18 protein-coding genes are annotated in these 26,189 nt (G+C 34.8%); 10 read left to right on the forward strand and 8 right to left on the reverse strand.

Going from position 1 to position 26,189, the window contains the following annotated elements:
- Positions 1 to 125: 125 nt before the first annotated feature.
- The 6 genes from FHR29_RS16105 to serS form a co-directional block, all read right to left on the reverse strand.
- Positions 126 to 1,541 (reverse strand): RagB/SusD family nutrient uptake outer membrane protein, encoded by a 1,416-nt coding sequence (locus FHR29_RS16105; protein ID WP_183915760.1) that lies wholly within the window; start codon positions 1,539 to 1,541, stop codon positions 126 to 128.
- 11 nt (positions 1,542 to 1,552) lie between these two features.
- On the reverse strand, positions 1,553 to 4,735 hold the full coding sequence (locus tag FHR29_RS16110; RefSeq protein WP_183915762.1) for a TonB-dependent receptor: 3,183 nt from the start codon (positions 4,733 to 4,735) through the stop codon (positions 1,553 to 1,555).
- 1,296 nt (positions 4,736 to 6,031) lie between these two features.
- Positions 6,032 to 7,066, reverse strand: coding sequence for an endonuclease/exonuclease/phosphatase family protein (locus FHR29_RS16115; RefSeq protein WP_183915764.1), 1,035 nt, complete (start codon positions 7,064 to 7,066; stop codon positions 6,032 to 6,034).
- A 247-nt stretch (positions 7,067 to 7,313) separates the two neighbouring features.
- Complete coding sequence (locus tag FHR29_RS16120) at positions 7,314 to 8,789, reverse strand: SusD/RagB family nutrient-binding outer membrane lipoprotein (RefSeq protein ID WP_260292158.1); 1,476 nt, start codon at positions 8,787 to 8,789, stop codon at positions 7,314 to 7,316.
- A gap of 13 nt (positions 8,790 to 8,802) precedes the next feature.
- Positions 8,803 to 12,033, reverse strand: a complete 3,231-nt coding sequence (locus FHR29_RS16125) for a SusC/RagA family TonB-linked outer membrane protein (RefSeq protein ID WP_183915766.1) — start codon at positions 12,031 to 12,033, stop codon at positions 8,803 to 8,805.
- A 542-nt stretch (positions 12,034 to 12,575) separates the two neighbouring features.
- Positions 12,576 to 13,847, reverse strand: a complete 1,272-nt coding sequence (serS, locus tag FHR29_RS16130; RefSeq protein ID WP_168128384.1) for a serine--tRNA ligase — start codon at positions 13,845 to 13,847, stop codon at positions 12,576 to 12,578.
- Positions 13,848 to 14,146: 299 nt separating this feature from the next.
- On the opposite strand from serS, the gene FHR29_RS16135 reads away from it, so the two are divergent.
- The 5 genes from FHR29_RS16135 to FHR29_RS16155 all read left to right on the forward strand — a co-directional run bounded on the left by FHR29_RS16135 (position 14,147) and on the right by FHR29_RS16155 (position 19,500).
- Positions 14,147 to 15,139, forward strand: coding sequence for an aldo/keto reductase (locus FHR29_RS16135; protein ID WP_183915768.1), 993 nt, complete (start codon positions 14,147 to 14,149; stop codon positions 15,137 to 15,139).
- Positions 15,140 to 15,278: 139 nt separating this feature from the next.
- A complete protein-coding gene (gene rsmI / locus FHR29_RS16140; RefSeq protein WP_132772171.1) occupies positions 15,279 to 15,944 on the forward strand; it encodes a 16S rRNA (cytidine(1402)-2'-O)-methyltransferase in 666 nt (221 codons plus the stop codon).
- A 33-nt stretch (positions 15,945 to 15,977) separates the two neighbouring features.
- Positions 15,978 to 16,691, forward strand: coding sequence for a PH domain-containing protein (locus FHR29_RS16145; RefSeq protein WP_183915770.1), 714 nt, complete (start codon positions 15,978 to 15,980; stop codon positions 16,689 to 16,691).
- 2 nt (positions 16,692 to 16,693) lie between these two features.
- A complete protein-coding gene (lnt, locus tag FHR29_RS16150; RefSeq protein WP_132844547.1) occupies positions 16,694 to 18,322 on the forward strand; it encodes an apolipoprotein N-acyltransferase in 1,629 nt (542 codons plus the stop codon).
- A gap of 50 nt (positions 18,323 to 18,372) precedes the next feature.
- A complete protein-coding gene (locus FHR29_RS16155; RefSeq protein ID WP_132844549.1) occupies positions 18,373 to 19,500 on the forward strand; it encodes a cysteine desulfurase family protein in 1,128 nt (375 codons plus the stop codon).
- A gap of 66 nt (positions 19,501 to 19,566) precedes the next feature.
- Here FHR29_RS16155 and FHR29_RS16160 read toward each other — a convergent pair whose 3' ends face one another.
- Positions 19,567 to 19,986 (reverse strand): copper resistance protein NlpE, encoded by a 420-nt coding sequence (locus FHR29_RS16160; RefSeq protein ID WP_132844550.1) that lies wholly within the window; start codon positions 19,984 to 19,986, stop codon positions 19,567 to 19,569.
- 84 nt (positions 19,987 to 20,070) lie between these two features.
- Positions 20,071 to 20,403: a tetratricopeptide repeat protein gene (locus tag FHR29_RS16165; RefSeq protein ID WP_183915772.1), complete on the reverse strand. Its 333-nt coding sequence runs from the start codon at positions 20,401 to 20,403 to the stop codon at positions 20,071 to 20,073.
- A 336-nt stretch (positions 20,404 to 20,739) separates the two neighbouring features.
- Between FHR29_RS16165 and FHR29_RS16170 the strand changes: the two genes are divergently transcribed.
- The 5 genes from FHR29_RS16170 (at position 20,740) to FHR29_RS16190 (ending at position 26,119) form a co-directional block, all read left to right on the forward strand.
- Complete coding sequence (locus tag FHR29_RS16170; protein WP_183915774.1) at positions 20,740 to 21,477, forward strand: electron transfer flavoprotein subunit beta/FixA family protein; 738 nt, start codon at positions 20,740 to 20,742, stop codon at positions 21,475 to 21,477.
- 21 nt (positions 21,478 to 21,498) lie between these two features.
- A complete protein-coding gene (locus tag FHR29_RS16175; RefSeq protein WP_183915776.1) occupies positions 21,499 to 22,473 on the forward strand; it encodes an electron transfer flavoprotein subunit alpha/FixB family protein in 975 nt (324 codons plus the stop codon).
- Positions 22,474 to 22,713: 240 nt separating this feature from the next.
- Positions 22,714 to 23,331, forward strand: coding sequence for a bifunctional nuclease family protein (locus FHR29_RS16180; RefSeq protein ID WP_132844555.1), 618 nt, complete (start codon positions 22,714 to 22,716; stop codon positions 23,329 to 23,331).
- Between the two features lie 45 nt (positions 23,332 to 23,376).
- Positions 23,377 to 24,750, forward strand: a complete 1,374-nt coding sequence (locus FHR29_RS16185; protein WP_132844556.1) for a nucleoside permease — start codon at positions 23,377 to 23,379, stop codon at positions 24,748 to 24,750.
- A 43-nt stretch (positions 24,751 to 24,793) separates the two neighbouring features.
- Positions 24,794 to 26,119, forward strand: coding sequence for a mechanosensitive ion channel family protein (locus FHR29_RS16190; protein WP_168128378.1), 1,326 nt, complete (start codon positions 24,794 to 24,796; stop codon positions 26,117 to 26,119).
- Positions 26,120 to 26,189 lie beyond the last annotated feature (70 nt).

Below are 26,189 nucleotides of genomic sequence, written 5' to 3' on the forward strand. Positions count from 1 at the left end.
TTACAAAAGTTATTAAGATCATACTTGATTATATAAATGCTCATACTGGAGTAAAAAGAATAAAGGGAGTAGAAAATATGTATATTTCTACTCCCTTATATTCATAATTTTAAAGAATCAAATTACTAATAACCCGGGTTTTGTACCAAATTAGGGTTTTGTTGAGTTTCAGAATAAGGGAATGGGAAGACCACTTTGTTTGATCCCCAAACTTGCTCATTAAAAATTCCATGAGCTGGAATATTTCTTCCAGTTCTTAAAAACTCATAAATTCCCTGTCCCTCAAATGCAAGTTCAAGTCTTCTCTCTTTCAAAACTGCAGCTATTAATTCATTTTTATTAGTAGCTGTAACATTAGTAGAAGGATCTGAGCGGTGTCTGACTTGATTTACAAGGGCCAGTGCTTCTGAATTAACATTAGTACCATTCTCTAAATTTGCCAGAGCCTCCGCCTTTATCAATAAGATCTCGCTAAATCTCAAAACTGGTACCCAATCACCAATACTACTAAATTTACCATTCCAAAGCCCATCATCTTCAATGATTAAATCTTTGCGTCTTGCATCGTTTTCTGACATCAAGCTTTCAAAAGACGAACTTACCTGAATATCGGCTCTTCCATTCGGTGAATAATGTTGAGACAGCGAATGATTAGTATTTGGGTTATCACCCCCACTATGTGCAACAGAAAACATACTTTCCATAGTAGTGTAGTCTGTAAATATATTCTTAATATTGGGAACTAAGCTATACTCATTAGAAGAAATTACCTTGTTTGAATACTCCAATGCCTTTGCATAATCTTGTTTATAAAGGTAAACCCTAGCCAAAAGACCATTTACAGCCCCTTGTGTCGCTCGGCCAACATTTGAAATACTTCTACTAGCGGCAGCGGCAGGAACTTTTGGTAATGATGGTAAAGCCTCATTCAAATCCTTAATAATTTGATCATAAACTTCTTTAACAGAATTTCTCGGCACTTGATTAGAAGCATCAAAAATTTTGCTAGGATCTGTAGCATTTAATACCAAAGCAACGCCAGGATGTGATCCGTCATTAGTAAATTTATAAGGCTGTGCCCAAAGGTTGACCAAATAAAAGTAGGATAATGCTCTGATAAATTTAGCCTCAGCGATATATTTAGCTTCATCCTCAGGTTTCGCTCTTCCGGTGTATTTTGCAATATTTTTCAAAAAGAAGTTTGCTTCATAAACTGTTCTATAACCACCAACAAAAGAAGCTTCAACCATTAGGTTTTCTGATGTAAGGTTTTCATAATTTGGAACAGAGCCAAAATATGGCCCAGCACTACAGTCTATTGCTCTAATATCAGCATAGATAAATGCACGCCCCCCTAGGAAATCTCTATTTTGAAGAGCATCATACATACCTACTGCAGTCTTTCCGATACGATCTGCATTTAAAAATGCATCTTCAGGTTCCAAATAAGCATAAGGCTGCTCAAATGTTTGCTTTTGACAAGAAGAAAAAAGAGAAGTCAAAGCAAGAGAACCAATTAATATATATTTTAATTTTAACATGTCAAAAATAATTAAAGTGAAACATTTAATCCGAATGTATAGGTCCTCGGTTGCGGAACAGCTCTGTTATCCACACCAATAGCTATATTAGAGTTATTTCTGTTCGAATTAACCTCTGGATCTTGCCCTTTGTAACCTGTAATTAAGAATGGATTATAAACCTGAGTAAATACTCTTAGATTGTTTATTCCAATTCGTTTTAAAGTTTCACCTGCAAAATTATATCCTAAGCTAATGGTCCTTACACGAACGAAGTCTCCTTTTTCTAAAAATCTATCAGATGCTCTATTCGCAGTATTATCTGTCAAAAATAAACGCGGTATATCTGTTTTTTGACCAGGAGCAGTCCAGCGATCTAATATCTCGGTTGTATTATTTAAAAACTGGTTTGTTAACAAAGAACTTCTGGTTGTATTATAAATGTAAAATCCGCCTGTATAAACCAATGAAACTCCAAAATCAAATTTTTTATAGGTTATATTATTATCGAGGCCACCATAGTATTTAGGTAATCCACTCTTATCTAGATAAACGGCATCATCTCCAACTAGTCCAGAAATCTTATTACCATCTTGAGTCCAAGTCTGGGTATCTGGATTAAACATTTTAATGTTACCATCCTTTCCATACCACATTGGATTACCGGTTTGCTCATCTACCCCTGCCCATCTTATTAATTTATAAGATCCTAATGAACGTCCAACGCTTGCGACAGAATTCCCATCAATAATATCGGTATTTGCTGTTACTAAAGAATTAACTTTATTACTGATAGCAGTAAAATTGAAAGAGGTATTCCATGTAAAGTCTTTACGTTCCATAGTTTTCATATTGAACGTAAATTCAATACCTTTGTTAGTCATGGATCCAATGTTGGTAAAAATTGCTCCAGGCTCTCCTAATGTTGTAGATGGGACACCTGTTGTGAATAATGGTTTAGCTAACAAAACTAAACCGGAAATATTATTACTAAAATAGTCAATTACAAAATTGAATCTATTATTGAGAATATTAAAATCCAATCCAACATCATATTTGTCCGAAGTTTCCCATTTTAAATTAGTATTTCCTATCTGATAAGCGGAAAAACCATTTAATGAAGCATAAGCTCCTCCTTGGTATAGATCTCTAGAAGCGTATGACCCAATACCTCTTGAGTTTCCAACCCGTCCATAACTTGCTCTAAGTTTTAAATAGGAGAGCCAATCATACTGTTTAAGAAAGTCTTCCTCAGATGCTACCCATCCAACTGAAGCCGAAGGAAAATATCCCCATTTTGAGTTAGCTCCAAAAGCAGAAAATGCATCAGCACGCAATGCTAAATCAATCAGATATTTATTTTTATATCCGTATCCTACGCGAGAAAAATAGGACTCCAATCCATTTGAAAACAACCCTCCTCCAGACAGTAACATAATATCAGAAGTACCAGGTTCAGTTCCTGTATAAGTATTATCTAGAATATCAGTGAAATAGCCATCACTTACATTACTAGCGCCAGCATATACGTTTTTTTCTTTCGTAAACTGATATTCTGTCCCTAGTGTAACTGATAATCTATGATCTTCTGCAAATGTTTTGTCGTAGTTTGCATAGTTTTGCCATACCCATTGGTCACGATCTCTAAAATTGTCTTGAATCAAGGTATTATATGCCGTACCCAATCCACCTATATTTGGATGACTATATTGATGCTCGTAATTACTTAAATAATCGATCCCAAATTTACTTGTTATTTTTAAACCTGTAATTGGTTGAACCTCAATATAACCATTCGCTAAAATTTGTTCTGGTGTATTTTGATTTAATTGCGACATTAAAGTAGCAACAGGATTTGCAACATTTCCAATTAGAGCTACGTTAGTTCCATTTGCCCTTAATGAAGATGTGTTATTACCATTACCAAGGTAGCCATTCGCACCCAAATTATAACCAATCACATTATTAGGATTATAAATAGAAACTATTGGAGAGGCATTAAGAGCTGCGACCGTTGCACCCGCGATATATCTATCTGTTAAAACACCATCATTGGCTGTCTTTGAATAAGATAAAGAGACACCAGCTTTTAACCATTTAACAGGTTTGATATCCCCATTGATTCTAACTTGACCTGATTTAAGTTGATTTTGCAGAACGATTCCCCTTTGGTCTAAATATCTAGCTGAAGCATAAAAGTTTCCTTTTTCATTACCTGAACTTAGTGATACTGTATTATCGTATCCAATACCGGTTCTATACACCTCATCTAACCAATTAGTGCGATCGTTTACACCATCTCCATCAATATCACTTTCTTTAGCAATAATATTTACTCCGCCAAATTTAGATGCTGCATTTTTGGCTTTCTCATTATTAATCTCAATAAATTGATCGCCATTTAATAAATCCAGTAATTTTGATGCTTTACTAGATGTAACTTTAGATTCAAAGCTAATACTAGATACTCCATTTTTACCTCTTTTTGTATTTATAAGAATTACACCATTTGCAGCTCTTGAGCCATATAAAACCGCCGCCGCAGCATCTTTTAACACTTCAATAGACTCTATATCATTGCTATTAATCATAGACATTGGATTAAAGCGAGTTCCATCACCACTATTAAAGGTATTAACGTTTTCGACAGCATTCATAGGAACACCATCTATAACATATAAAGGTAAAGAGCTTGAAGAAATGGAATTCACTCCACGAATGCGGACAGACATTCCATCGCCTAGGGTTCCTCCCGTTGAACCAATTTGAACACCAGCCATCTTACCTGACATCGCTTGCTCAAAACTTAAAGTTGGCTCAGCAGCGATCTTATCACCCTTAATTGAACCTTGTGAACCTGTTAAATCTTTAATTTGCCTTTGGCCGTAGCCTGTAATAACAACTTCATCTAGTTCCCGACTAGAATCATCTAATGTTACATTAAAAGCAGATTGTCCTTCCTTAACAATTAATGTCTTATCAGAATAACCTACAGAGCGGAAAACGATAACTTTTCCTGTTGGTACAGAAAACGAATAATTTCCATTCGCATCTGTTTGGGTAGCGATGTTAGATCCTTGTACAGCGATCGTCACACCAACCAATGGTTTCCCGTCAGCTCCTGTTACACGACCACTAACTTTTTTCTCTTGCGCAAACGCAACAGAAGTCAGAATCATACTACCCACAAAAAAACTGAGTAATGTTTGTTTCATATGTTTATGTTTATTTAAGTATTTAAAGTCTCTAAAGACTTTGGTTAAGTAAATTTCTTTTCATAAAATTTTAAAAACCGAATCTTTTCATAATATTTTCGATCTTAAAATTCATACACAATAAAGAGTTGCGATTTATTGATCTTACACAGACGATAAAAACGCAATCGATTGTTTATTTTTTATTTAACGTAATTGTATTAAAACTACATTAAAGACTCCTAAATATTTCTTTGGTCAATTAGCTAATAGCTGTTAACATAACAGCGTTCTCTTCTAAAAAATCTCTACAAACTGAAAACAGCATATTTGTTAAAAAATGTTAAAACAATATTTCTATTAAACAACTTTTAAATAAAAGATACTGAGAACATTTATAAAATTGAAAAGCAACAAAAGAGTTGGATTCAAAAAACCTAAATTTTTATGCGTTTAAGCAATATATAACCACTAGAACTCATATATCCGATAACTTTCCTTAAGTTTAAATTATATGTTGACAGTTTATTTTAATCTTCTTTATTAAAAGAATCAGTTAGTACCTTTTGTTAAAAAAATGTTAAAACAAATATATATTATTTTTTAAATCTATAATAGAAGAAATGATATGCTAGCATATAAAATATGCACAAAACACAACAAACACCTGATTAACAGGCTATTAATTTCTTGCCGAATTGTAACAAAAAATCTTTACCTGTCAGTTAAAGTTACAAAAACAAAGATTCTTATTAATTGTCTCGAAAATGAACAACAATTTATGCAAGAATAGTCTTCTAAAACAAGTATTCCAGATCATAAATGATATACATTATAAATTAGCATTACAGCTAATAACGATATATCTCAGCATCAAAACAATATATATCATTAAAAAATAACCAAAATTCTTTCAGATCATAGAATAGTCTATCTCAAAAAAAGTATTTTTTTATCCTAATAAAATTTCACTGTTGGTATTCAACACTCGAGTCGAGGAGACTAGTAAAGCCGACAAAGAACAGCCATCTATTATATCAAAATTGGAGCTAAAGGTTAAACTTAGCGACTCGATGTCAGAGATTACACCAAAATCTTTCGACTATTTTATAACAAGCTACTAAAGCTATTTTGATCAGTTGTTCGAACGTAAAAAATAAGTAATTTGATGAAGTTATTTTCAGACACTATCAACCCTTAGTTAGTTTCGAGGAATTTTAGTTTTTTTCTCGTGTGCTAATATCAACACAGTCATTAAATACAAAAAATTACCTACTATTTATGAATATCAAATTCACGAATATTTACCGAAACATTTTAAAACTCAAACTTGACAAATAAAGCCTTATGATCGGTTGGCCATACTCCTACAGGTAGCAGAAATTCATCCTGACTATCCTCATCTTGTTTTTTACCATACTTGACTGTTCCAGAAGGACCAACAATTTTGACTTCTGAAACTTTTAAAGGCTTATTTGTCCTATAATAAACATAATCAATACGATCCCTGTCATCTGACTGTGGTGCCCAAGCTAATTTATCAATGGAGACATCTTTGTTATAGGCTGGATAAGTAAAACCGGGATGACTAACTGGGTTAGGATATTTTTCTCTAAAACTATCCACAAAGCCAGCTTTGGTCAATAGCACAGAGCAATCCCATGGAACTACAGCACCTCTATGATCAAACAAATCTTTTGTTTCACTAGTCCAATCTAAATGAGACGGTTCATTGAAGTCACCGGCAACTACAATCGTCTCACTCTTACTTTCTTTATCTGCATCTAGAATGATATCACGTATCGCTTCGTCCCGCTTTCCTTTTCCATTTGCTTCTATAATGCTCGCTACATCTACAATGGGCTGATCAAGTTTTTTCCAGGTAACACCATCATATCCCCTAGGCAGATAACAGGCATAGTTAGTATAATCCAAATGAACAGCATAAAATGTAAAATTTCTACCTGCTACTTGAATTTTACTTTTTAACACATTACCCACCTTATTGGCTTCATTATATAAGGATCTTTGATCCTTAATGGGGAACTTAGAAATAAAAGCAACATCTAAAGACGGTTCACTGGATATACCATAATACACGGCATCTTTATTTTTTAATTCGGCCAGGATTCGTTGTACAAAATCTGTGTTATTGTAATTCCTTACCTCACTAAACAATACTACATCTGCTTTCTTAGCTATAATCTCATCTGCAATGGCAGGAAAACCATTTGGAACCATTGTACCTTCCTGCCAAATATTAATTTGTAGTACCTTCAGTTGTGATATTTTTTGAGCGAGAACCACTTGCCCAACAAAAAAGATAGTCACTATCATTAGAAATTTCTTCATACTTGCTATTGTTTATTTTTTGAAAAGCTTATTTTTGTAAATATCCTAATCTTTGAGAAAAAGATGCTGTAATTTTCTATTAAACCATTATATATATTCATTTCATAATTGCTTTTCAATTAGTAAATTACTGGGGCCATCAATTTTCCAAGTTGAATATAGTAAAACTAATCTTTTACATATATCTTTAAAAATAAAAAGCGACCTCTTACGAGATCGCTTTTTAAAAATTATAACCTTAAAATTGTTATTTAACATCCCACCATACAGGTGTATAGATAACTACATTGCCAGGATAATTTGCGTTAGTGGTTGCTTCACTATTTGCATATGGCATTCTTAAAGGCATTCTACCTTCTCCTAAGGTAGAAGCAGCTGACGTAGTAAAGAATGTCGGATAACCTGTTCTTCTCCATTCAGTCCAGGACTCAAATCCTTGAAAACCACACAATGCAAAATATTTTTGTGTGATAATTGCCTTTACTTTTGAATCTGCATTTCCTGAAAATACAGCATCAGGAGCCTTCGCAATATAATTTGCCGCTTCAGTGGCATAACCTGTTGCCTTAAAACTCGAAGTTATACCAGATTCATATAATGCCTTAGCATCACCAGAACCCCAACCCTTTACTACAGCCTCAGCTTGCAAAAACAAACTTTCAGCGTTTGAAATCAATTTAACAGGTGCTACTGCTGATGTTGGTTCTACTGCACGCCCACCTACTAAAGGAGACGGAGATGATACCAATTTCTTTGTATTAGCACTATATGTGCCCTGATTAATAAACGCGATAGTATCTTGAACGATACCATCATTATTAACTACTTTTTCGTAGAATGCAAAAAGTCTTGGATCATTATTTTTCACAAAAGCTTTTACAGCTGTTCCACTAGCTACCACATTTTGTGTTTTACCTAAACCCACCATTTCATTATAAAATGGATTCTCGTTCCCTCCAGTAGTAGTGTAAGTAATCGTTGCATCTTCATCTAAGAAAACTGGATTTGAAGCGTAAAGCGCTTTAATTCCTGCTGATGCTTTAGCTGCATCAACATTCGATATTCTTAAATACGCCCTTAATTTCAATGTATTTCCAAAAGCTTTCCACTTATTTAGATCACCATTAAATAGCATATCTTGACTCGTTACAGGAATAGCTTGCTTCGTTTGCAATAAAGCAAGACCTTTATCAATATAGTTGAAAATTGAATCATAAACAACTTCCTGAGCTTCGTATTTTGGATTCAAATTACCCGCTGCCTGCAAACTTTCAGATAATGGAATATCTCCAAAAGCATCTGTTGCAATTTGAAAAGTATACGCTTTCAAAATATAAGCCATACCCTTATAATTTTCACTTGCTGAAGTCTTTGTATCGATAATCAGATTTGCATTGTTCAATGCATTTCTGTAAAGAATCAACCAAGGGCGATCCATTGCAGAATTAACAATCCTATACTGATCTAAGGTACGGTATTGTGATGATGTAGGATTCTGCGTCCAATATTGGCCCCAAATATTACCATAAACCTGAAATGAGTTACCAACTACCTGACTTATTGCAGCTTCTACTGTAGGCAATAGTAAACCTGGAGTAGCCTGTTCAGGATTATTTGGATTTTCATTGATGTCCAAAAACTTATTACATCCTGTCAAACCAACTGTGCCAATTAAAGCTAAAACTAAAAGCTTTTTAGCGTTTTTTAAATATATAGTTTTCATACTTTACTTGCTATTAAAATGAGACCTTAACATTGATACCATAGTTTCTTAACGAAGGTTGAGCTGTAAAGTCAAAACCTTGTGCATTGCCAGCTCCCGCAGAATTCACTTCTGGATCAGCATATTTATTTTCACTAGGCGTCCAGATAAATAAATTGTTTCCAAATAATCCAATAGAAGCCGCTCCAAATGGCGTATTTTTCAATTGGTTCTTAGTAAGCTTATAAGATACTGTTAGATTACGTAACTTAATATAAGTCGCATCTACAATATTAACTCCAGCTTCCATATTCGGATAGTAATCCACTTTATCGTATGTTGCAGTTGTATTTACCACTGAGTTTCCAGCAGCGTCTAAATAAACCGAATTTGGAAAAATTTGACCAAAACGCTCGCCGCCAGTTTCAGCAGATGTACCCACAAAACCTAAGATATCTTTTGTTCTAGAATAGAAAACACCTCCTTGTTTGGTATCAAATAAAGCGCTCATCGACCAATTTTTATATGTCAAGTTGGTACCCAAAGAGGCTTGAAAATCGGGGTTATATGTACCTAAATATTGAGGTGAAGAAGAAACTACTGGTAAACCTGTTTTTTGGTCAACAATTGTACGTCCTTGATCATCTGTCGCGTTGGTCACACCGTAAAACTCACCATATGGGCGACCAACAGCTGCAACAATATTCATTCCTGAAAAACCACCAACGGAAACCTGCTCAACACCATTCATCAACTCAACAACCTCACTATTATTTTTAGTGAATGTTCCAAACATCTCCCAAGTAAAGTTTTCCGTCTTTACTGGTGTACCTCTCAATGTTAACTCGACACCAGTGTTCTTAACTTTACCAGCATTAACTAAACTAAAACCATATCCTGTAGAAGCAGGAATTGGAATACTTAAAATCTGATTTTTAGAATTGTTGTTATAGTATGTAAAATCTGCGTATAATCGATTGTTGAAGAAACCTAATTCAGCACCAACTTCAAAAGAAGTCGTGATTTCTGGCTTCAGTTCCATATTACCAATCGTACTACTTGACATCAATGCCGAAACATTACCAAAAGGGAAAGTTGTTGTTCCAAAACCACCATTGATCTCACCTCGTGAAAAGGTGGTTAATAATTGATAAGGATCTGTATCAGAACCTACCTGTGCCCAGTTAGCACGTAATTTAGCATAGTTGAATTTGTTCTTTAGCTCAGGAGTAAATAACTCCGAAAGTACAAATGATCCACTAACACTTGGATAAAAGAATGAATTATTTTGTTTTGGCAACGTAGATGACCAGTCATTACGAGCAGTGGCTTGTAAATATGCAATGTTTTTGTAAGAAACATTTAAATCTCCATATACACCAATTAATCTTCTATTGCTCCAAGAGTCTTCTATTAGATCTAATGGACCATTACTATTTGCTAAATTATACCAACCTGGTACCACTAGACCCCCACTTGCATTTGTTGCAGTGCTAATATTAGAGGTTTTTCTTTGACGAATATTATTACCCAACATGAAAGATGCTTGCCAGTCATCATTAAAAGAATGCGTAGCAGTCGCCATGAAATCGTGCACGATTTCATTGACATTATATTGATCAATTCGGTATTGTCCTGGATCTGTCTGAATATTGGCATCTGAATAATTTCCAGAGGTATTATCTGCTGGTATGAAGCTATATTTTGGAGATTCTGACCGGCGACGATCAGTATAATTATCCAAACCGATACGCTCTTGGAAAGTTAACCATTCTAATGGTTTATAATTAACATTAAAGTTACCTGTTATACGATTAACATCGTTGTAATTATTGTAGTTTTCCAATACCCAGTATGGGTTGTTTGAATATGCACCGTAGTATCCATAAACATCATTGTGCTCTATACCATTAGCATCTGTATAACCGTAACTATTGTAAGGATTGGATAAATCTTTGAAACTAGTGATATCCATATCTCTTGGTGTTTGTAACAAATTGTTATAAACTGAACCGCCACCTTGACCACCTCCAACATTATTACTATTAATACGGCTGTAATTAAAGGAAACACCTGCAGAGAATTTGTTAGAAAATTCGGTAGTTCCGTTAAAACGCACACCATATTTATTATGGGTATCTTTTTTACCGGGGTAAACACCATTTGAATTTAAAGCATTTAAACCCAGATAGAAAGTAGATTTATCAGAACCACCTGAAAAACTTAAGTTATTATCTGATGCTAAACCTAGATCAAAAAAATCTTTTACATTATCCTTAACAGCAGAATAAGCTTTTTTCTGGCGAACACCATTGATCGCTTGTCCCCATTCTTGAATCTCACCAGTAAAAGGAGCTCCCCATGACCAGTTCTCCTTTGGATCATTTACGAAATAAAGTTCTCCTTCTTTGGTGTAATCAGAATATCCTTGTCCATATTGGTTTTGAAGTTCTGGTAATTTCAAAATAGAAGACATCGTATTGGTCGAACTAAAAGTAATTTCATTTTTAGCACCTTTTTGACCACTTTTAGTTGTAATGATCAACGCTCCATTGGATGCTCGGGATCCATATAATGCTGCAGCAGCAGGACCTTTTAGAACCGTTACAGTTGCAATATCATCCGGATTGATATCATTACCACGGTTTCCAAAATCAACACTGGATAACGATGATGCACCACCAATCACACTTGAATTGTCAATTGGTGTACCATCAACCACAATTAGGGCTTGATTATTACCAGAAATTGATGATCCACCACGTAATACAACACGAGAAGAACTTCCCGGGGAGTTAGATGTTGAAGTAATATTGACACCAGCGACCTTACCTGCTAAAGCACCAATAGCACTTGAATTTCTTCCTTCAGTTAATTCGTCACTTTTAATAGTAGGTGCAGAATAACCTAATGATCTTTTCTCTCTTTTGATTGCATTTGCCGTTACAACTACTTCGTCAATCGTACTAGTATTATCTTCTAATGAGATATTAAAAACTGAAGTATTGTTGTTGACAATAATTGTTTTTTCGCCAAAACCAATCGAACGAAATAAAACTACTTTACCTGCAGGTACACTTAAAGAATAGTTACCATTTGCATCAGTTTGGGTAGCTTGATTAGTTCCTTGCACAACAACAGTAACTCCTGGTACCGCTTGGCCAGTTGTTGATGTAACACGTCCACTAATCTTCTTCTCTTGAGCGAATGCTACTGATGATAGAATCATCCCCCCAACGAGAAAACTAAGTAATGTTTGTTTCATGTTATTTAGTTTGTTAATTAATTTATGTAATATGTTTATGTCCATAAAATAAGATGTGCATTTAAAACGTTTAAACTTTAATTGTCTAAACAATTTAAAAAACACAAATCAAAACCTCCTTCACCTTGACGGATAGCTTTTCCTTTGCAAACAGATTTAACAAATTGTAGATCCAACAAATAGTGACAACAATCAGTTCACTATGGTGATCTTATAAGAATCTGTAAATTTTCTTTTTAAAATTTACGATGAATAATGTGGTAGTAAACCTTCATAGACATTACATCTTGAAAGCGGGAAGCAAATATATATAGACAAAGTTGTTATTACAAGTATTTTAACAAAAAAGTTTTTTTTTCATAACTAATGTAAATATGAAGCTTCTATATTACGAATAATGCAAGCAGCACTGATATAAATTAAATTTTCATAATTCCCCATTACACAGAATTAAATACGGCAATCATTAGATTTAACAAAATTTTAACATAAAAAAAGGGTTGTAAAAAATTACAACCCTTTCAATTTATATTAAATTAATATCAATCAATATATTCAAATCCTGTATAGGGAACTAGTACTTTCGGTATTTTTATACCCTTATCTGTTTGATTATTCTCCAATAAAGAAGCTACTATACGTGGTAAAGCTAATGCAGATCCATTTAATGTATGAGCCAATTGCATTTTACCATCCTGGTTTTTAAACCTCACTTTCAGACGGTTAGATTGATACGTTTCGAAATTTGAAACTGATGACACTTCTAACCAACGTTTTTGAGCAGCGCTGTATACTTCCAGATCATAAGTCAACGCGGCTGTAAAGCTCATGTCACCACCGCAGAGACGCAAGACACGATAAGGTAATTCAAGTTTTTGTAACAGTCCCTGCACATAAGTATTCATTTCTTCCAATGCATCATAAGAACGATCGGGATGAACGATTTGTACGGTCTCTACTTTATCAAATTGATGTAAACGATTTAAACCACGAACATGCGCACCATACGATCCCGCTTCGCGACGGAAACAAGGTGTATAAGCACAATGTCTAATAGGAAATTGTTCTTCTTTTACGATAACATCGCGATAGATATTAGTAACGGGAACTTCCGCTGTTGGTATCAAGTATAGATCATCGTGTGTTACATGATACATCTGGCCTTCCTTATCAGGTAACTGACCTGTAGCAAATGCAGATGCCTCATTAACCATAATAGGCACCTGTACTTCTTCATACCCCACTTTTGCAGCTTCATCTAAAAAGAAGTTGATCAATGCACGTTGCAAGCGAGCTCCTTTTCCTTTATAGACAGGGAAACCTGCACCTGTAACCTTTACACCTAACTCCAAATCTACGATACCGTATTTAGTTAACAGATCCCAGTGACTAACCGCATCATCTGCTAATGTAGGGATAGTTCCGTTTTCTAACACAACTTCATTATCATCTGCTGATACACCTACAGGAACGGTAGTATGTGGAAGATTGGGAAGTTGGACAATCTTTGCATTTAAATCCTGTTCAACACGATCTAAATGATCTGTCAAACTTTTGATCTGTTCTTTATATCCGGAGGATTGGGATTTTACGGCTTCAGCTTCTTCTTTTTTACCTTGACGCATTAATTCTCCGATTTTTTTTGCGGATGAATTTGCTTCAGCTGAAAGGGCATCTGACTCGGATTGAATTTTACGACGTTGTTCATCCAAAGTGATGATTTCATCTACTAATCCAATTTCCTTGAAATTTTTGACACCTAATCTTTCGATTACCTTATCCCTGTTTTCACGGATATAATTCAATTGCAACATAATTGTATGTATTTTTAAAGAAACAAACTTAGATAAATTTGTTTTATTTACAATTTTTATTCTGTCATTTATTAAACAAAATTGTTCGTTCCCGCCCTTTCTATTTGGCACTCATGATTGTTATACACGAATCTATATCCCACTCTTCCATCACGAAATATTATGGAGAAGAAATATAATATGTGAAGTTCAATTAATAAGTCCGAATGAAATTTAAAATCAATTTTACATCAAGATCTTTATTTATGTAAGATTACTTGTAAATTGCCTTTATATAAACTCATAAAGCATAATAACAGATGCACTATACACCTGCGAATAATCGATATCAAGGAATGGAATACCGCCGTTCGGGTAATTCCGGAATTAAATTGTCAGCAATCTCATTGGGCTTATGGCAAAATTTTGGTCATGTCAATGATTTTGAGAACAGTCGTAAGTTAATACAGACAGCATTTGATTCGGGTATCACGCATTTTGACCTTGCGAACAACTATGGGCCGCCTCCTGGTTCGGCAGAAGAAAATTTCGGAAAAATATTACAGACAGACTTTAAAGGACTTCGCGATGAAATGATTATCTCTTCCAAAGCTGGTTATACAATGTGGGATGGCCCGTATGGCGATTGGGGTTCGAAAAAGTACCTAGTCTCAAGCTTAGATCAAAGTTTAAAAAGAATGAATCTGGATTATGTAGATATTTTTTATCACCATAGACCGGACCCGGAAACACCATTGGAAGAAACAATGGCCACTTTAAACTTATTAGTCCAACAAGGAAAGGCTTTATATGTCGGGATATCGAACTATAAAACACCTGAAGCAAAACGTGCGATAGATCTTTTAAAACAAATGGACACGCCTTGTCTCATCCACCAACCTAAGTATTCTATGTTTGAGCGCTGGGTCGAAGAAAGCCTATTGGATTTGCTTACAGAGGAGCAAGTCGGCTGTATTCCTTTCTCACCCTTAGCCCAAGGTTTACTTACTGATAAATATTTACATGGTATTCCGCAAGATTCACGAGCGGCTTCTGGAAGTATTTCACTTCATGAAAGTGATATCACTTCAGATAAAATCGAAAAAATAAAAGCTTTAAATGAAATAGCGCTGCATCGAAATCAAAAACTGGCACAAATGGCGGTATCGTGGCTATTACAGAAACCTCAAGTGACATCAGTTTTAATTGGAGCAAGTAAAGTATCACAGATTCAAGATGCCGTCAATGCGGTAAAGAACCAGCAATTTACAAGAGAAGAATTACAGCAAATTGAAAATATTTTAGCACAATAAATTTAAAAAGCTCATTTCATATTAGGATTCTATCCAATGAAATGAGCTTAATACTGCTATAAATAAAATAGCCCATGCTATTAAAAAAAGGCAAGTCAAAGCCTTGATTACAATTATTAAAAAAAACTTACCTTTGTAAATGCTTTATTTAGTTCCTACGCCAATTGGCAATTTAGAAGACATGACTTTTCGCGCTATACGTGTGTTAAAAGAAGCAGATGTTATTCTTGCCGAAGATACACGCACAAGTGCCCCCCTTTTGAAACATTTTGGAATCGAAAAAAAAGTATTTGCGCATCATCAGCACAATGAACATAAAGCGATTTCAGAAATCATTAGATTTCTAAAAGAAGGTCAGACTATTGCCCTAATTTCAGATGCCGGTACTCCAGCTATCTCTGACCCCGGTTTTTTATTAGTACGGGAAGCAATTAAAGAGGGGCTTGAAGTACAATGTCTACCTGGTGCAACCGCTTTTGTTCCTGCCTTGGTTAATTCTGGACTTCCAAATGACCGTTTTTGTTTCGAAGGATTTCTACCTGTGAAAAAAGGACGTCAAACCCGTATGAAATTCTTGGCTGAAGAAAAACGAACGATGATATTTTACGAATCACCACATCGTATCCTTAAAACAATTGATGAGTTTATTCAAGTGTTTGGAGCAGAAAGACAAGCTTCGATATCACGAGAATTAAGTAAACTGTATGAAGAAAATGTAAGAGGTACTTTAACTGATTTAAAATTACATTTTGAAAACAATCCTATTAAAGGAGAATTTGTATTTTGTGTGGGAGGTTTAGAATAAGTTTAGCCTTCATTTATTTAAAATAGATTTAACATGAACTTTGAACTTTTTGCCATTGATGGCCAGGACATAAAAATTGTAGAAAAGTTAGTTGTCAAATTGCAAGATATGATGACAGAGGGAGAGCGAATTGATTATATCGCCGTACAGAAAAAACCTGCCGTTACCATTCTTCCCGACAGTATAACGATTAGTAACAAACGTATTTTCATGTGTGAATTTACAAAGCTGGGCTTAGCAACAGATTTTGAAATTTTCAGTTGGAAAGATATCAAAGATATCGCGTTTAAAGAAGAAATTTTTGGTTCTAAGGTTACCGTAATCCCTAGTACTGGGGAAAATTTAAGTATTGATTACATCCCTAAAGTACAGGCACGTAAATTATACCAGCTAATCAAAGGGGCTTTAGAAACATCTAAATTAAAAGAGATCGAGCAGGAGAGAGAAAAATTTATTGTAACCGCTCCTAAGCAGACAGCTCCCTCATTTGAAATTCATCAACCTATAATAGAAGAAGAACCTGCCTCTAAAAACACACCATCCTTGCCTATAGTGGAAGAGGTCAATGAAACTATTGTACCCGAAACTATGATTCCGCCAACTATTGAGGTAACAGCAGCTACTATAGTTGAAGAAGATGATGAGATAACACTCAAATTAAGAAAATTAAAAAACCTCTTTGACAAACAGTTGATTACACAGGCAGAATACGAAAACAAGAAAAACGAAATTTTATCTCAAATTTAATCGTGAGAAATCAATATTTACTGGCACTTTTAAGTGCCTTTTTATTATGGTTAGGCTGGCCACCCGTCCCCTATAGTAGTCCGATCTTATTAATTGCCTTTCTCCCGCTCTTAATCGCAGTTGAAAATATCATCCGTAATCAAACCTATATTAAAAAAGGTAAAAAGATTTTTTTTACAGCAGGATTAACGGCAGTGCTATGGAATACAGCCTCTATTTATTGGGTATACAATTCAATATCTGCAGTAATGCCTTGGTACATTGCCATTTTTATTTCACTCATTCCTTTTTTATTAGGATCATTATTAATGGCACTTGCATTTCGATTATATTATCAAATGAGGAAAAAAACATCCATTATTCTTTCCCTATTTGGATTAATGGCCTTCTGGATATCTTATGAATATTTACACCAATCCTGGGATCTGGCATTTCCCTGGATGACCTTAGGTAATGGGTTCTCTAATTTTCATCAATTAATTCAATGGTATGAGTTTACTGGAGTGTATGGTGGTACAGTGTGGATATGGTTAAGCAATATTTTAATTTTCTTACTTTATTTAAACAAGAAAGAAATGAATATTTTAGCAAAACCCCGCACCATAACTATTATGTTAGCGTTATTATTGCTTATCCCCTCTTCATACTCTGTCATTCGCTATATGACGTACGAAGAGCATATTAACCCTTCTCAGATTGTAACTGTCCAACCTAATATTGACCCATTTGGAAAATTTGGTCATATCAGCCCTGAAGAACAATTGCAAACTTTGATGCAATTATCAAAATCTGTTGCAAAGCCGAACACAGAGTTTTTTATATGGCCAGAAACAGCATTGTCACAAAGAGGTGATTTCGATGAGGAAGATTTTAGAAGTACAAGTACATTTGATTCGCTTATTAATTTTCTAAATGACTATAAAAATGGCAATGTATTATCTGGGATAGAGAGTTATAGATTATATAACGATAAAAGAACAAGTACTGCTAGAGAAGTAGGACCAAACTTATATAAAGACAATTTCAATGCGGCAACTTTAGTTGACGTGTCTTCCAAACTACAATTTTATCATAAATCGAAACTAGTTCCCGGTGTTGAGCAAATGCCATTTGGCACTGCAATTAATTTCTTAAAGCCTCTATTTAGTGCATTTGGTGGAACGACCGGAGGATATGGAAAACAGGATAAACCATCGGTATTTTATTCACAAAGTGGTATCGGTGCAGCTCCCGTCATCTGTTATGAGTCTATCTGGGGGAATTATGTTGCACAATATATCCAACAAGGGGCCCAATTTATTGCCATCATTACAAATGATGGTTGGTGGGGAAATACTTCTGGTAAAGATCAGCATTTAGATTACGCAAAGCTAAGAGCCATTGAAAATCGAAGATGGGTAGCCCGCTCTGCGAATACGGGAATATCGGGCTTTATCAACCAGCGCGGAGACATCATTCAAAAAACAGATTGGTGGGTACCTGCATCCTTAACACAAGAAATCAACCTCAGTGAGGAATTGACTATTTACACAAAAAATGGTGATATCCTCGCTTATCTAGGTCTTTTGGGGGCTTTGCTTGCCACACTGACCTTTTTTAAAAAATCAAAAACAAGCAATTTTATTAAATAATCTCAATACCACTAAATAAGTAAACTTACTTTTACTTAATTTTGTCCATTATGCAAGTATATTTTGATAATGCTGCAACTACAGCGCTAGATCCAGAAGTCATTCGTGTCATGATAGACACCATGGAAAATAATTTTGGAAACCCTTCTTCTATTCATTCACATGGACGACAAGTAAAAACAATTGTTGAAAAGGCGCGTAAATCCATTGCGCAAATCTTACATACTTCTCCATCTGAAATTTTCTTTACCTCTGGTGGTACAGAAGCTGATAACATGGCAATTGTACGTTCTATTGTAGATTTTGGAATTACACATGCGATCACTACACCAATAGAACACCATGCTGTGCTTCATACATTAGAAGAATTGGAAAAATCAGGAAAAGTTCATCTCGACTTACTGCATGTAGATTCTCATGGTAATATTGATTTAAATCAATTAGAAGACTTACTCTCAAAAAATCCTAGAACTTTCGTTTCCATTATGCATGGTAACAATGAACTTGGAAATTTAAATGATATTGAAAAAATATCAGAAATATGTCAAAAGTATAAAGCAATCTTTCATTCTGATACTGTCCAAACTATGGGTCACTATCCACATGATCTAAGCAAGCTAAAAATTGATTTTATAACGGGAGCTGGACATAAATTCCATGGACCGAAAGGAGTTGGTTTTCTATACATTAATGCCAATACGAAAATCAAACCCATGATTTATGGCGGTGCACAAGAACGTAATATGCGTGGTGGAACTGAAAATGTATATGGTATCGCAGGACTAGCAAAAGCCTTAGAACTGAGCTACGAACATATGGAAGAACATAGTGCTTACATACAGGGGTTAAAATCTTATATGATTGAACAATTGCAGACAGCAATTCCAGATATTAAATTTAATGGTGTCACTGAGCCAAATAAAGCGCTATACACTGTTTTAAATGTATCATTTCCATGTACGGATATGGCAGATATGTTATTATTCAATCTAGATATTGCTGGTATTTCCTGTTCGGGTGGAAGTGCCTGTAGTTCTGGAACCGATATCGGATCGCATGTACTAGGAGCAATAAGGGCGGACGGCACAAGACCTTCAGTACGTTTTTCTTTCTGTAGAAACAATACAAAAGAAGAAGTAGACTTTGTTGTTAATCACCTCAAAGAGATCTGCAAATAGAACGAAACTAAAAAGACCTTCAAAATTTGAAGGTCTTTTTTTGTTAATGTGATTTTATTAAAATGATTATTGTGTTAGTTTTTCTAACTTATAATTCTCTGCCAATTCTCCGACGATTTCATTACCTGATAAATCCAATTGCCAAAGCTTTGCCTTTTCACCCAATTTGAATTTATAATCCACTCCTTCAAGCGTGATCACATTATTTTCAAACTTCCACTTTCCATCTTTGACAAATACTTCATCACTTTTATTAAGATATTTTGAGGTATAACTATAGGAGAAATTTTGATTTAACTTTAAAACAGTTTCGATCCCGTCACAATCTGCACAAGGCATTACTCCGCTGTATGCTCCGCTCAATTCATGTAGAGTGGCGCTTTGGTGATCTTGTTTGTCTTTAACTGCCTCAGCACCTTTACGTTGGTTATCGCATGCAATAAAAACAAATAAGATACAGCATAATATAATAAATAGCCTTTTCATCTTCTTTAAAACTCTTTCTCAAATCTCCACATAGATATAGACAAATTAAGTACCAAAAAGCAAGATTAAAATGTTAAAAAAATGTTAATATTCATCTTCATCATCTCCTTCCAATAAACTTAATGCTCCGCGCAATTCACTTAACGCATGCATATTGCGTTTTTGTTGTGTTATGACCATACCTTTCTTATAAATATCGCGTGCATCTTCTACACGATTCATTTTCTCATAAAGTTTCCCTAAGTGGTAATAAGTTCCAACATAATCGGCATGATTACTTATCAGATCAGTATACCCCTTAAGCGCCTCATCTTGATTTCCCAATTTTAAATATTCGGTAGCCAAAGCATATTTCAAAAAAGGATCTTGTGGAGAATCTTTCAAAAACTCCTTCAATTGTTCTAAACGGTCTGACATGATGTATAGCTTTTAATTTTACACCGGTAAAGCTACAAATAATCAAAGAAGCTTAAAAGTTCAATTCAACACCTAATTACTATGCTAGCATACAAAAATGACAAACCATTGACGAATCATAAGCAGTATAAAATTTAGTCAACCCACAATAAAAAATACACATTTAATAAATAAAACCATATTTAAAGACCTTAAATTATCGATAAAATAATTTACAAACCTTTATTTTAACAAAAACACAACTCAACATTCCATTGCAGGCAGTATGGTACTCTGCCAAATTATCTTTACATTTAAAGTAAATTATATTAGGTTTGTATAAAACGGTAATAAATTATGAAAATATTAGTGTGTATAAGTAATGTCCCTGACACTACTTCCAAGATTACATTCACCAATGACAACACCGCTTTTAATAATGCTGGTGTGCAATACATAGTGAATCCTTACGATGAAATTGCTTTATCAAAAGCAATAGATTTGGCTGAAGGCGGTAAAGGCACCGTAACTGTTATAACAGTTGGGGACGCAAGTACTGAGGCTACTATCCGAAAAGCTCTAGCGACTGGTGCAGATAATGCAATACGAATAAATGCCTTACCAAGAGATGCTTGGTTTGTTTCCAATCAGATTGCTCATTATGCAAAAGACAACAGCTTTGATCTTATATTAACCGGTAGAGAATCGATTGATTATAATGGAACTCAAGTAGGAGCTCTCGTAGCTACGATCCTAAATATTCCTTCCGTTTCTATCAGTAAAAAACTAGATATTGACGGCAATAGTGCAACTGTAGAACGAGAAATCGAAGGTGGAAAAGAAGTTCTAACTTTAAATCTACCAGCTGTCATTGGTACAGCTGAAGGGGTCGCAGAAACAAAAATACCGAATATGAGAGGTATTATGACCGCTAGAACGAAGCCATTAGATGTGATTGAACCTATTGAGGTAGCTCAACTGTCGCATATTGTCAAATTTGAAACTCCGGCTCCACGCGGTGCTGTCACTTTGGTTGATGCTGGAGATGTCGAAAAATTAGTTTCTCTTTTGCATGAAAAAGCAAAAGTTATTTAATCAACTCTAATCGTAAAGAATATGTCAATATTAGTATATGTAGAAAATACAGACGGTAAGTTCAAGAAATCAGCATTTGAGGTTGTTTCTTATGCTAAAGCTATTGCAGAACAATCGGGAACTCAAGTTATTGCATTATCAATCGGTAATGTTGAAGAATCGCAATTAAGTATTTTGGGTAAATATGGAGCAAGTAAGGTATTAAATGTCAATACAGAACAATTAAAGTCATTTGTAAACCAGGCTTACGCCGCTATCATCGTTGATGTAGCAAAATCATCAAGCGCATCAATAGTTGTATTGTCAAATTCTTTTTCTGGAAAGGGGTTAGCCCCGCGGGTTGCTGCCAAATTAGAAGCTGGTTTAGCCGACGGAGCTATTGAATTACCTAGTATAAATGGAGAAACGCTACAAGTCAAAACTGGAGCTTTTTCAGGCAAGGCCTTTGCTTATGTCGCATTAACTTCGGCTGTCAAAGTAATTGCTGTTAATCCCAATTCATTTGAAGCAAAAGATTCCGAAGGAACAGCAACTATTGAAACCTATTCTCCGAGTTTGGATGCGTCAGATTTTAGTACGATTGTTAAGGATATCATTAGAACAACAGATAAAATTTCATTACCTGAGGCAGAAATTGTTGTTTCCGCAGGTAGAGGATTGAAAGGTCCAGAAAACTGGGGTATGATCGAAGAACTTGCTAATGTACTTGGTGCGGCTACAGCATGTTCAAAACCGGTCTCTGACGCGGGATGGAGACCACATTCTGAGCACGTTGGACAAACGGGAATAGCGGTAAGTCCCAATTTATATATTGCAATTGGTATCTCAGGAGCAATACAACATTTAGCAGGGGTCAGTGCTTCAAAAACAATTGTTGTGATCAACAAAGATCCTGAAGCTCCTTTTTTCAAAGTAGCAGATTATGGAATTGTTGGAGATGCATTTGAGGTTATTCCTAAATTAATCACAGCTTTAAAAGCTTACAAAGGAATATAAAGTTCCTGAATAAAAAACTCCATTAGCAATTTATTTGTTAATGGAGTTTTTTTATTTCAAATTATTTTTTCATTTTCTACTATTAAACACCCTATCACAGAGCATATAATGATTACCCGAGTATAATTATGTAAGTCACTTAAAATAGGTATAAATGAATAAAATTACCTTTATATCTCCTTGATTATATTGCTTATCTAAGCAAATTTATCTAAATTTGTAAACCGTAAAGGTATCATAATGAAGAAAATCAAGTTAGACATCATTGGACTATCCTACAGTCAGACGCAATCAGGTGCATATGCATTAGTGCTTGGCGAGTCTGGAGGTAATCGCCGTCTTCCTATCATAATAGGAAGTCACGAAGCACAAGCTATTGCGATTAGAATAGAAAAGATGGTTCCCAGTCGTCCTCTAACACATGATTTATTTCAAAATTTTGCAAAAGCTTTTCAAATTAATATACAGGAAGTTCTTATATATAATTTAATAGAAGGCATTTTTTATTCCAAAATCATCTGTTCAGATGGAGAAAAAACTGTAGAAATCGATGCCCGAACTTCAGATGCTGTTGCACTAGCCGTTCGTTTTGGAACACCCATTTATGCTTACGACTTCATCTTATCTTCTGCCGGCATCGTTATCGAAGGCAATGAGTTTGCCTTTCTTGAAAATCTAGAAAATGCAGTAAATGCTGAAATCGTTGAAGATGATGTCAAAGAAGAAAAATCAAAAATTCAAAATCCTTTCTCAAGCCTTACAGATGAACAATTAAAAACGGTTCTCGAACAATCCCTTCATGATGAAAACTATGAGCAGGCTGCATTAATCCGTGATGAGATATCACGTAGAAAATAAGGTCACAATCATCGACAAAAAAACAAACTCAACTCTATATTACTTATGTCTATTAAATTAAGGTTGACCATTATGAACTTCCTCCAATTTTTTGTGTGGGGAGCTTGGTTAATTACAATAGCAAATTACTGGTTTGGTACTAAGCAATGGGACGGTACCCAGTTTGGAGCTATATTTGCAACAATGGGTTTTGCCTCTTTGTTTATGCCTACTTTAATGGGAATTATCGCAGACAGATGGGTTAACGCTGAAAAACTGTATTTGGTATTACATCTTTTATATGCGGCGGTACTCTTTTATCTACCACAAATAAATGATCCTGTTACTTTTTTCTATGCGATGCTCCTTGCCATGTGTTTCTACATGCCAACCCTTGCCCTATCAAATTCCATCGCATATACTGTGCTCACTCAAGGGAAATATGACTTGGTAAAGGCATTCCCCCCAATCCGTGTTTGGGGAACTATTGGTTTTATTGCAGCCATGTGGATTGTTAACTTGACAGGCAGTAAAGCAACAGGTATGCAATTTTATATTGCCGGAGCCTCCGCAGTAGGTTTAGGATTGTTTTCTTTTTCTATTCCCAAATGTCCACCTAGAAATATCAAAAGCGAGCAATCATCTCTGGTACGTACACTAGGTCTGGAAGCTTTCAAATTATTTGGAAATTATAAGATGGCATTGTTTTTTATCTTTTCCATGTTTTTAGGTGCTGCTCTTCAGCTGACAAATGCATATGGAGATGTATTTTTAGATGAGTTTAAATTCTTTCCTAAATATACAAATTCGTTTGTAATCAAATACTCAACGATCATCATGTCAATTTCACAGATATCTGAGACGCTATTTATTCTTGCCATACCATTTTTCTTAAAACGATTCGGAATTAAAAAGGTTATGCTGATATCCATGTTTGCTTGGGTATTGCGTTTTGGTTTATTTGCTTATGGCGATCCATCTTCTGGTTTATGGATGATCATATTATCATGTATTGTATATGGTATGGCTTTTGATTTCTTTAATATTTCAGGTTCCTTATTTGTAGAAACATCCACTAGTTCGCAAATAAGAAGTTCTGCGCAGGGCCTATTTATGATGATGACCAATGGTTTTGGTGCAGTATTTGGCAGTTTAGTTTCAGGATGGATCATCGACAAATATTTCTCCATTTCATTTACTAATGTGAAACAGCTCGCTTCATTTTTAGATACAGATGTAAATAATAATAAGTTAATCAATTTAGTTAAAGAACGAGGACTCTCCATTAGTGAAAATGGTTTATTCAATACAAATTTGATCCTTAAAGACTGGCATCATATCTGGTTAACATTTTCGCTTTATACTTTGGTGTTAGCAGTTCTTTTTGCTATTCTTTTCAAACATAAACACGATAAAAATATGCCTTTAGGCGCTAAATAATAAAAAAGCCATTCTGTCGAATGGCTTTTTTTTATATTTGTAGATGCAGCTATCTACTACAGACTATTTAGAAGAAATAAATAAACAATCTCAATCAAAATTTTACGATTGGTCCTATCATAAACTTTTACAGGCAGGTTTCAATAGTGAATGGGCACATACAATCAATTCCATCGTTCTATTATTTTTAGTTATTCTAATTTTATTAATTATAGACTTTATAGCCAGAAAGGTAATCCTTTCTGTTGTAACCCGTTTTATAATAAAATCGAAAAACTCAATAGATGATTATTTGATAAAAAATAAAACGCTGAAATACATCAGTCACTTCATTCCACTTTTCATTGCCCAGCAGATCAGTCCAATCATATTTCTAGGATTTCCAAATTGGTTAGAAGCAATCAATAAAGGAATAGAGATCTTGCTAGTTTTAAACATTATGCTCATTGTGCATTCTGCATTAAAAACACTACGTGATATCCTTAAAACTAGAAAAAGCTTTGCTGACAAACCATTGGAAAGTTATTTGCAGGTTTCTCAGATTGTCTTAATCTGCATTGGAGGAACCATTACTTTTTCTATCTTAACAGGTATTTCTCCGTTATCATTTCTGGTCTCGCTAGGAGCTGCCTCTGCCATTTTAATGCTGGTATTCAAAGACACCATCCTTGGCTTTGTCGCAAGTATATCTGTCTCTGCCAATGACTCCATACGGGTGGGTGACTGGATTGAAATGCCAAAACATAATGCCGATGGGACAGTTATCGAAATCAACCTAAATAATGTGAAAGTGCAAAATTTTGACAAAACCATCACCACAATACCCACGCATACTTTACTGATTGATTCTTTTAAAAATTATAGAGGTATGCAGACCTCTGGGGGACGAAGAATAAAAAGAGCAATAAATATTAAAATTTCCACTATTCGGTTTATGACTGAGGAAGAAATCAAAGATTTAGAGAGAATTCAAATTCTTAAACCTTTTATTGAACAACGCAGGTTAGAAATTAGCGAATACAACAATAGAAGTCAAGCCGATCAATCCATGCCTGTAAATGGACGCAAAATGACAAATATCGGTCTGTTTAGAGCTTATGCGACAGCATATATTAGACAGAATCCAAACATAAACAAGGATATGATCAGTATGGTACGTCAAATGGATCCGACAGAACATGGAGTACCATTAGAAATATACGTATTTTCAAATGACACCCGCTTTGAGATCTATGAAGGTATCCGATCTGATTTATTTGACCATTTATTTGCTGTCATTACATACTTCAAACTAGAAGTTTTTGAAAGTCCTGCATCTGATGATCTGCGTAACTTAAGTATAAAAATAGATCATACACATTTACAATAAAAAAAGAAAAGGTAATCTTCTCCAAGATTACCTTTCTTTTTAAAAACAAACTAAATTTCTGGGTGTGTTT

This window comes from Sphingobacterium sp. JUb56 (genome assembly GCF_014191365.1).
Taxonomy (GTDB): domain Bacteria; phylum Bacteroidota; class Bacteroidia; order Sphingobacteriales; family Sphingobacteriaceae; genus Sphingobacterium; species Sphingobacterium anhuiense.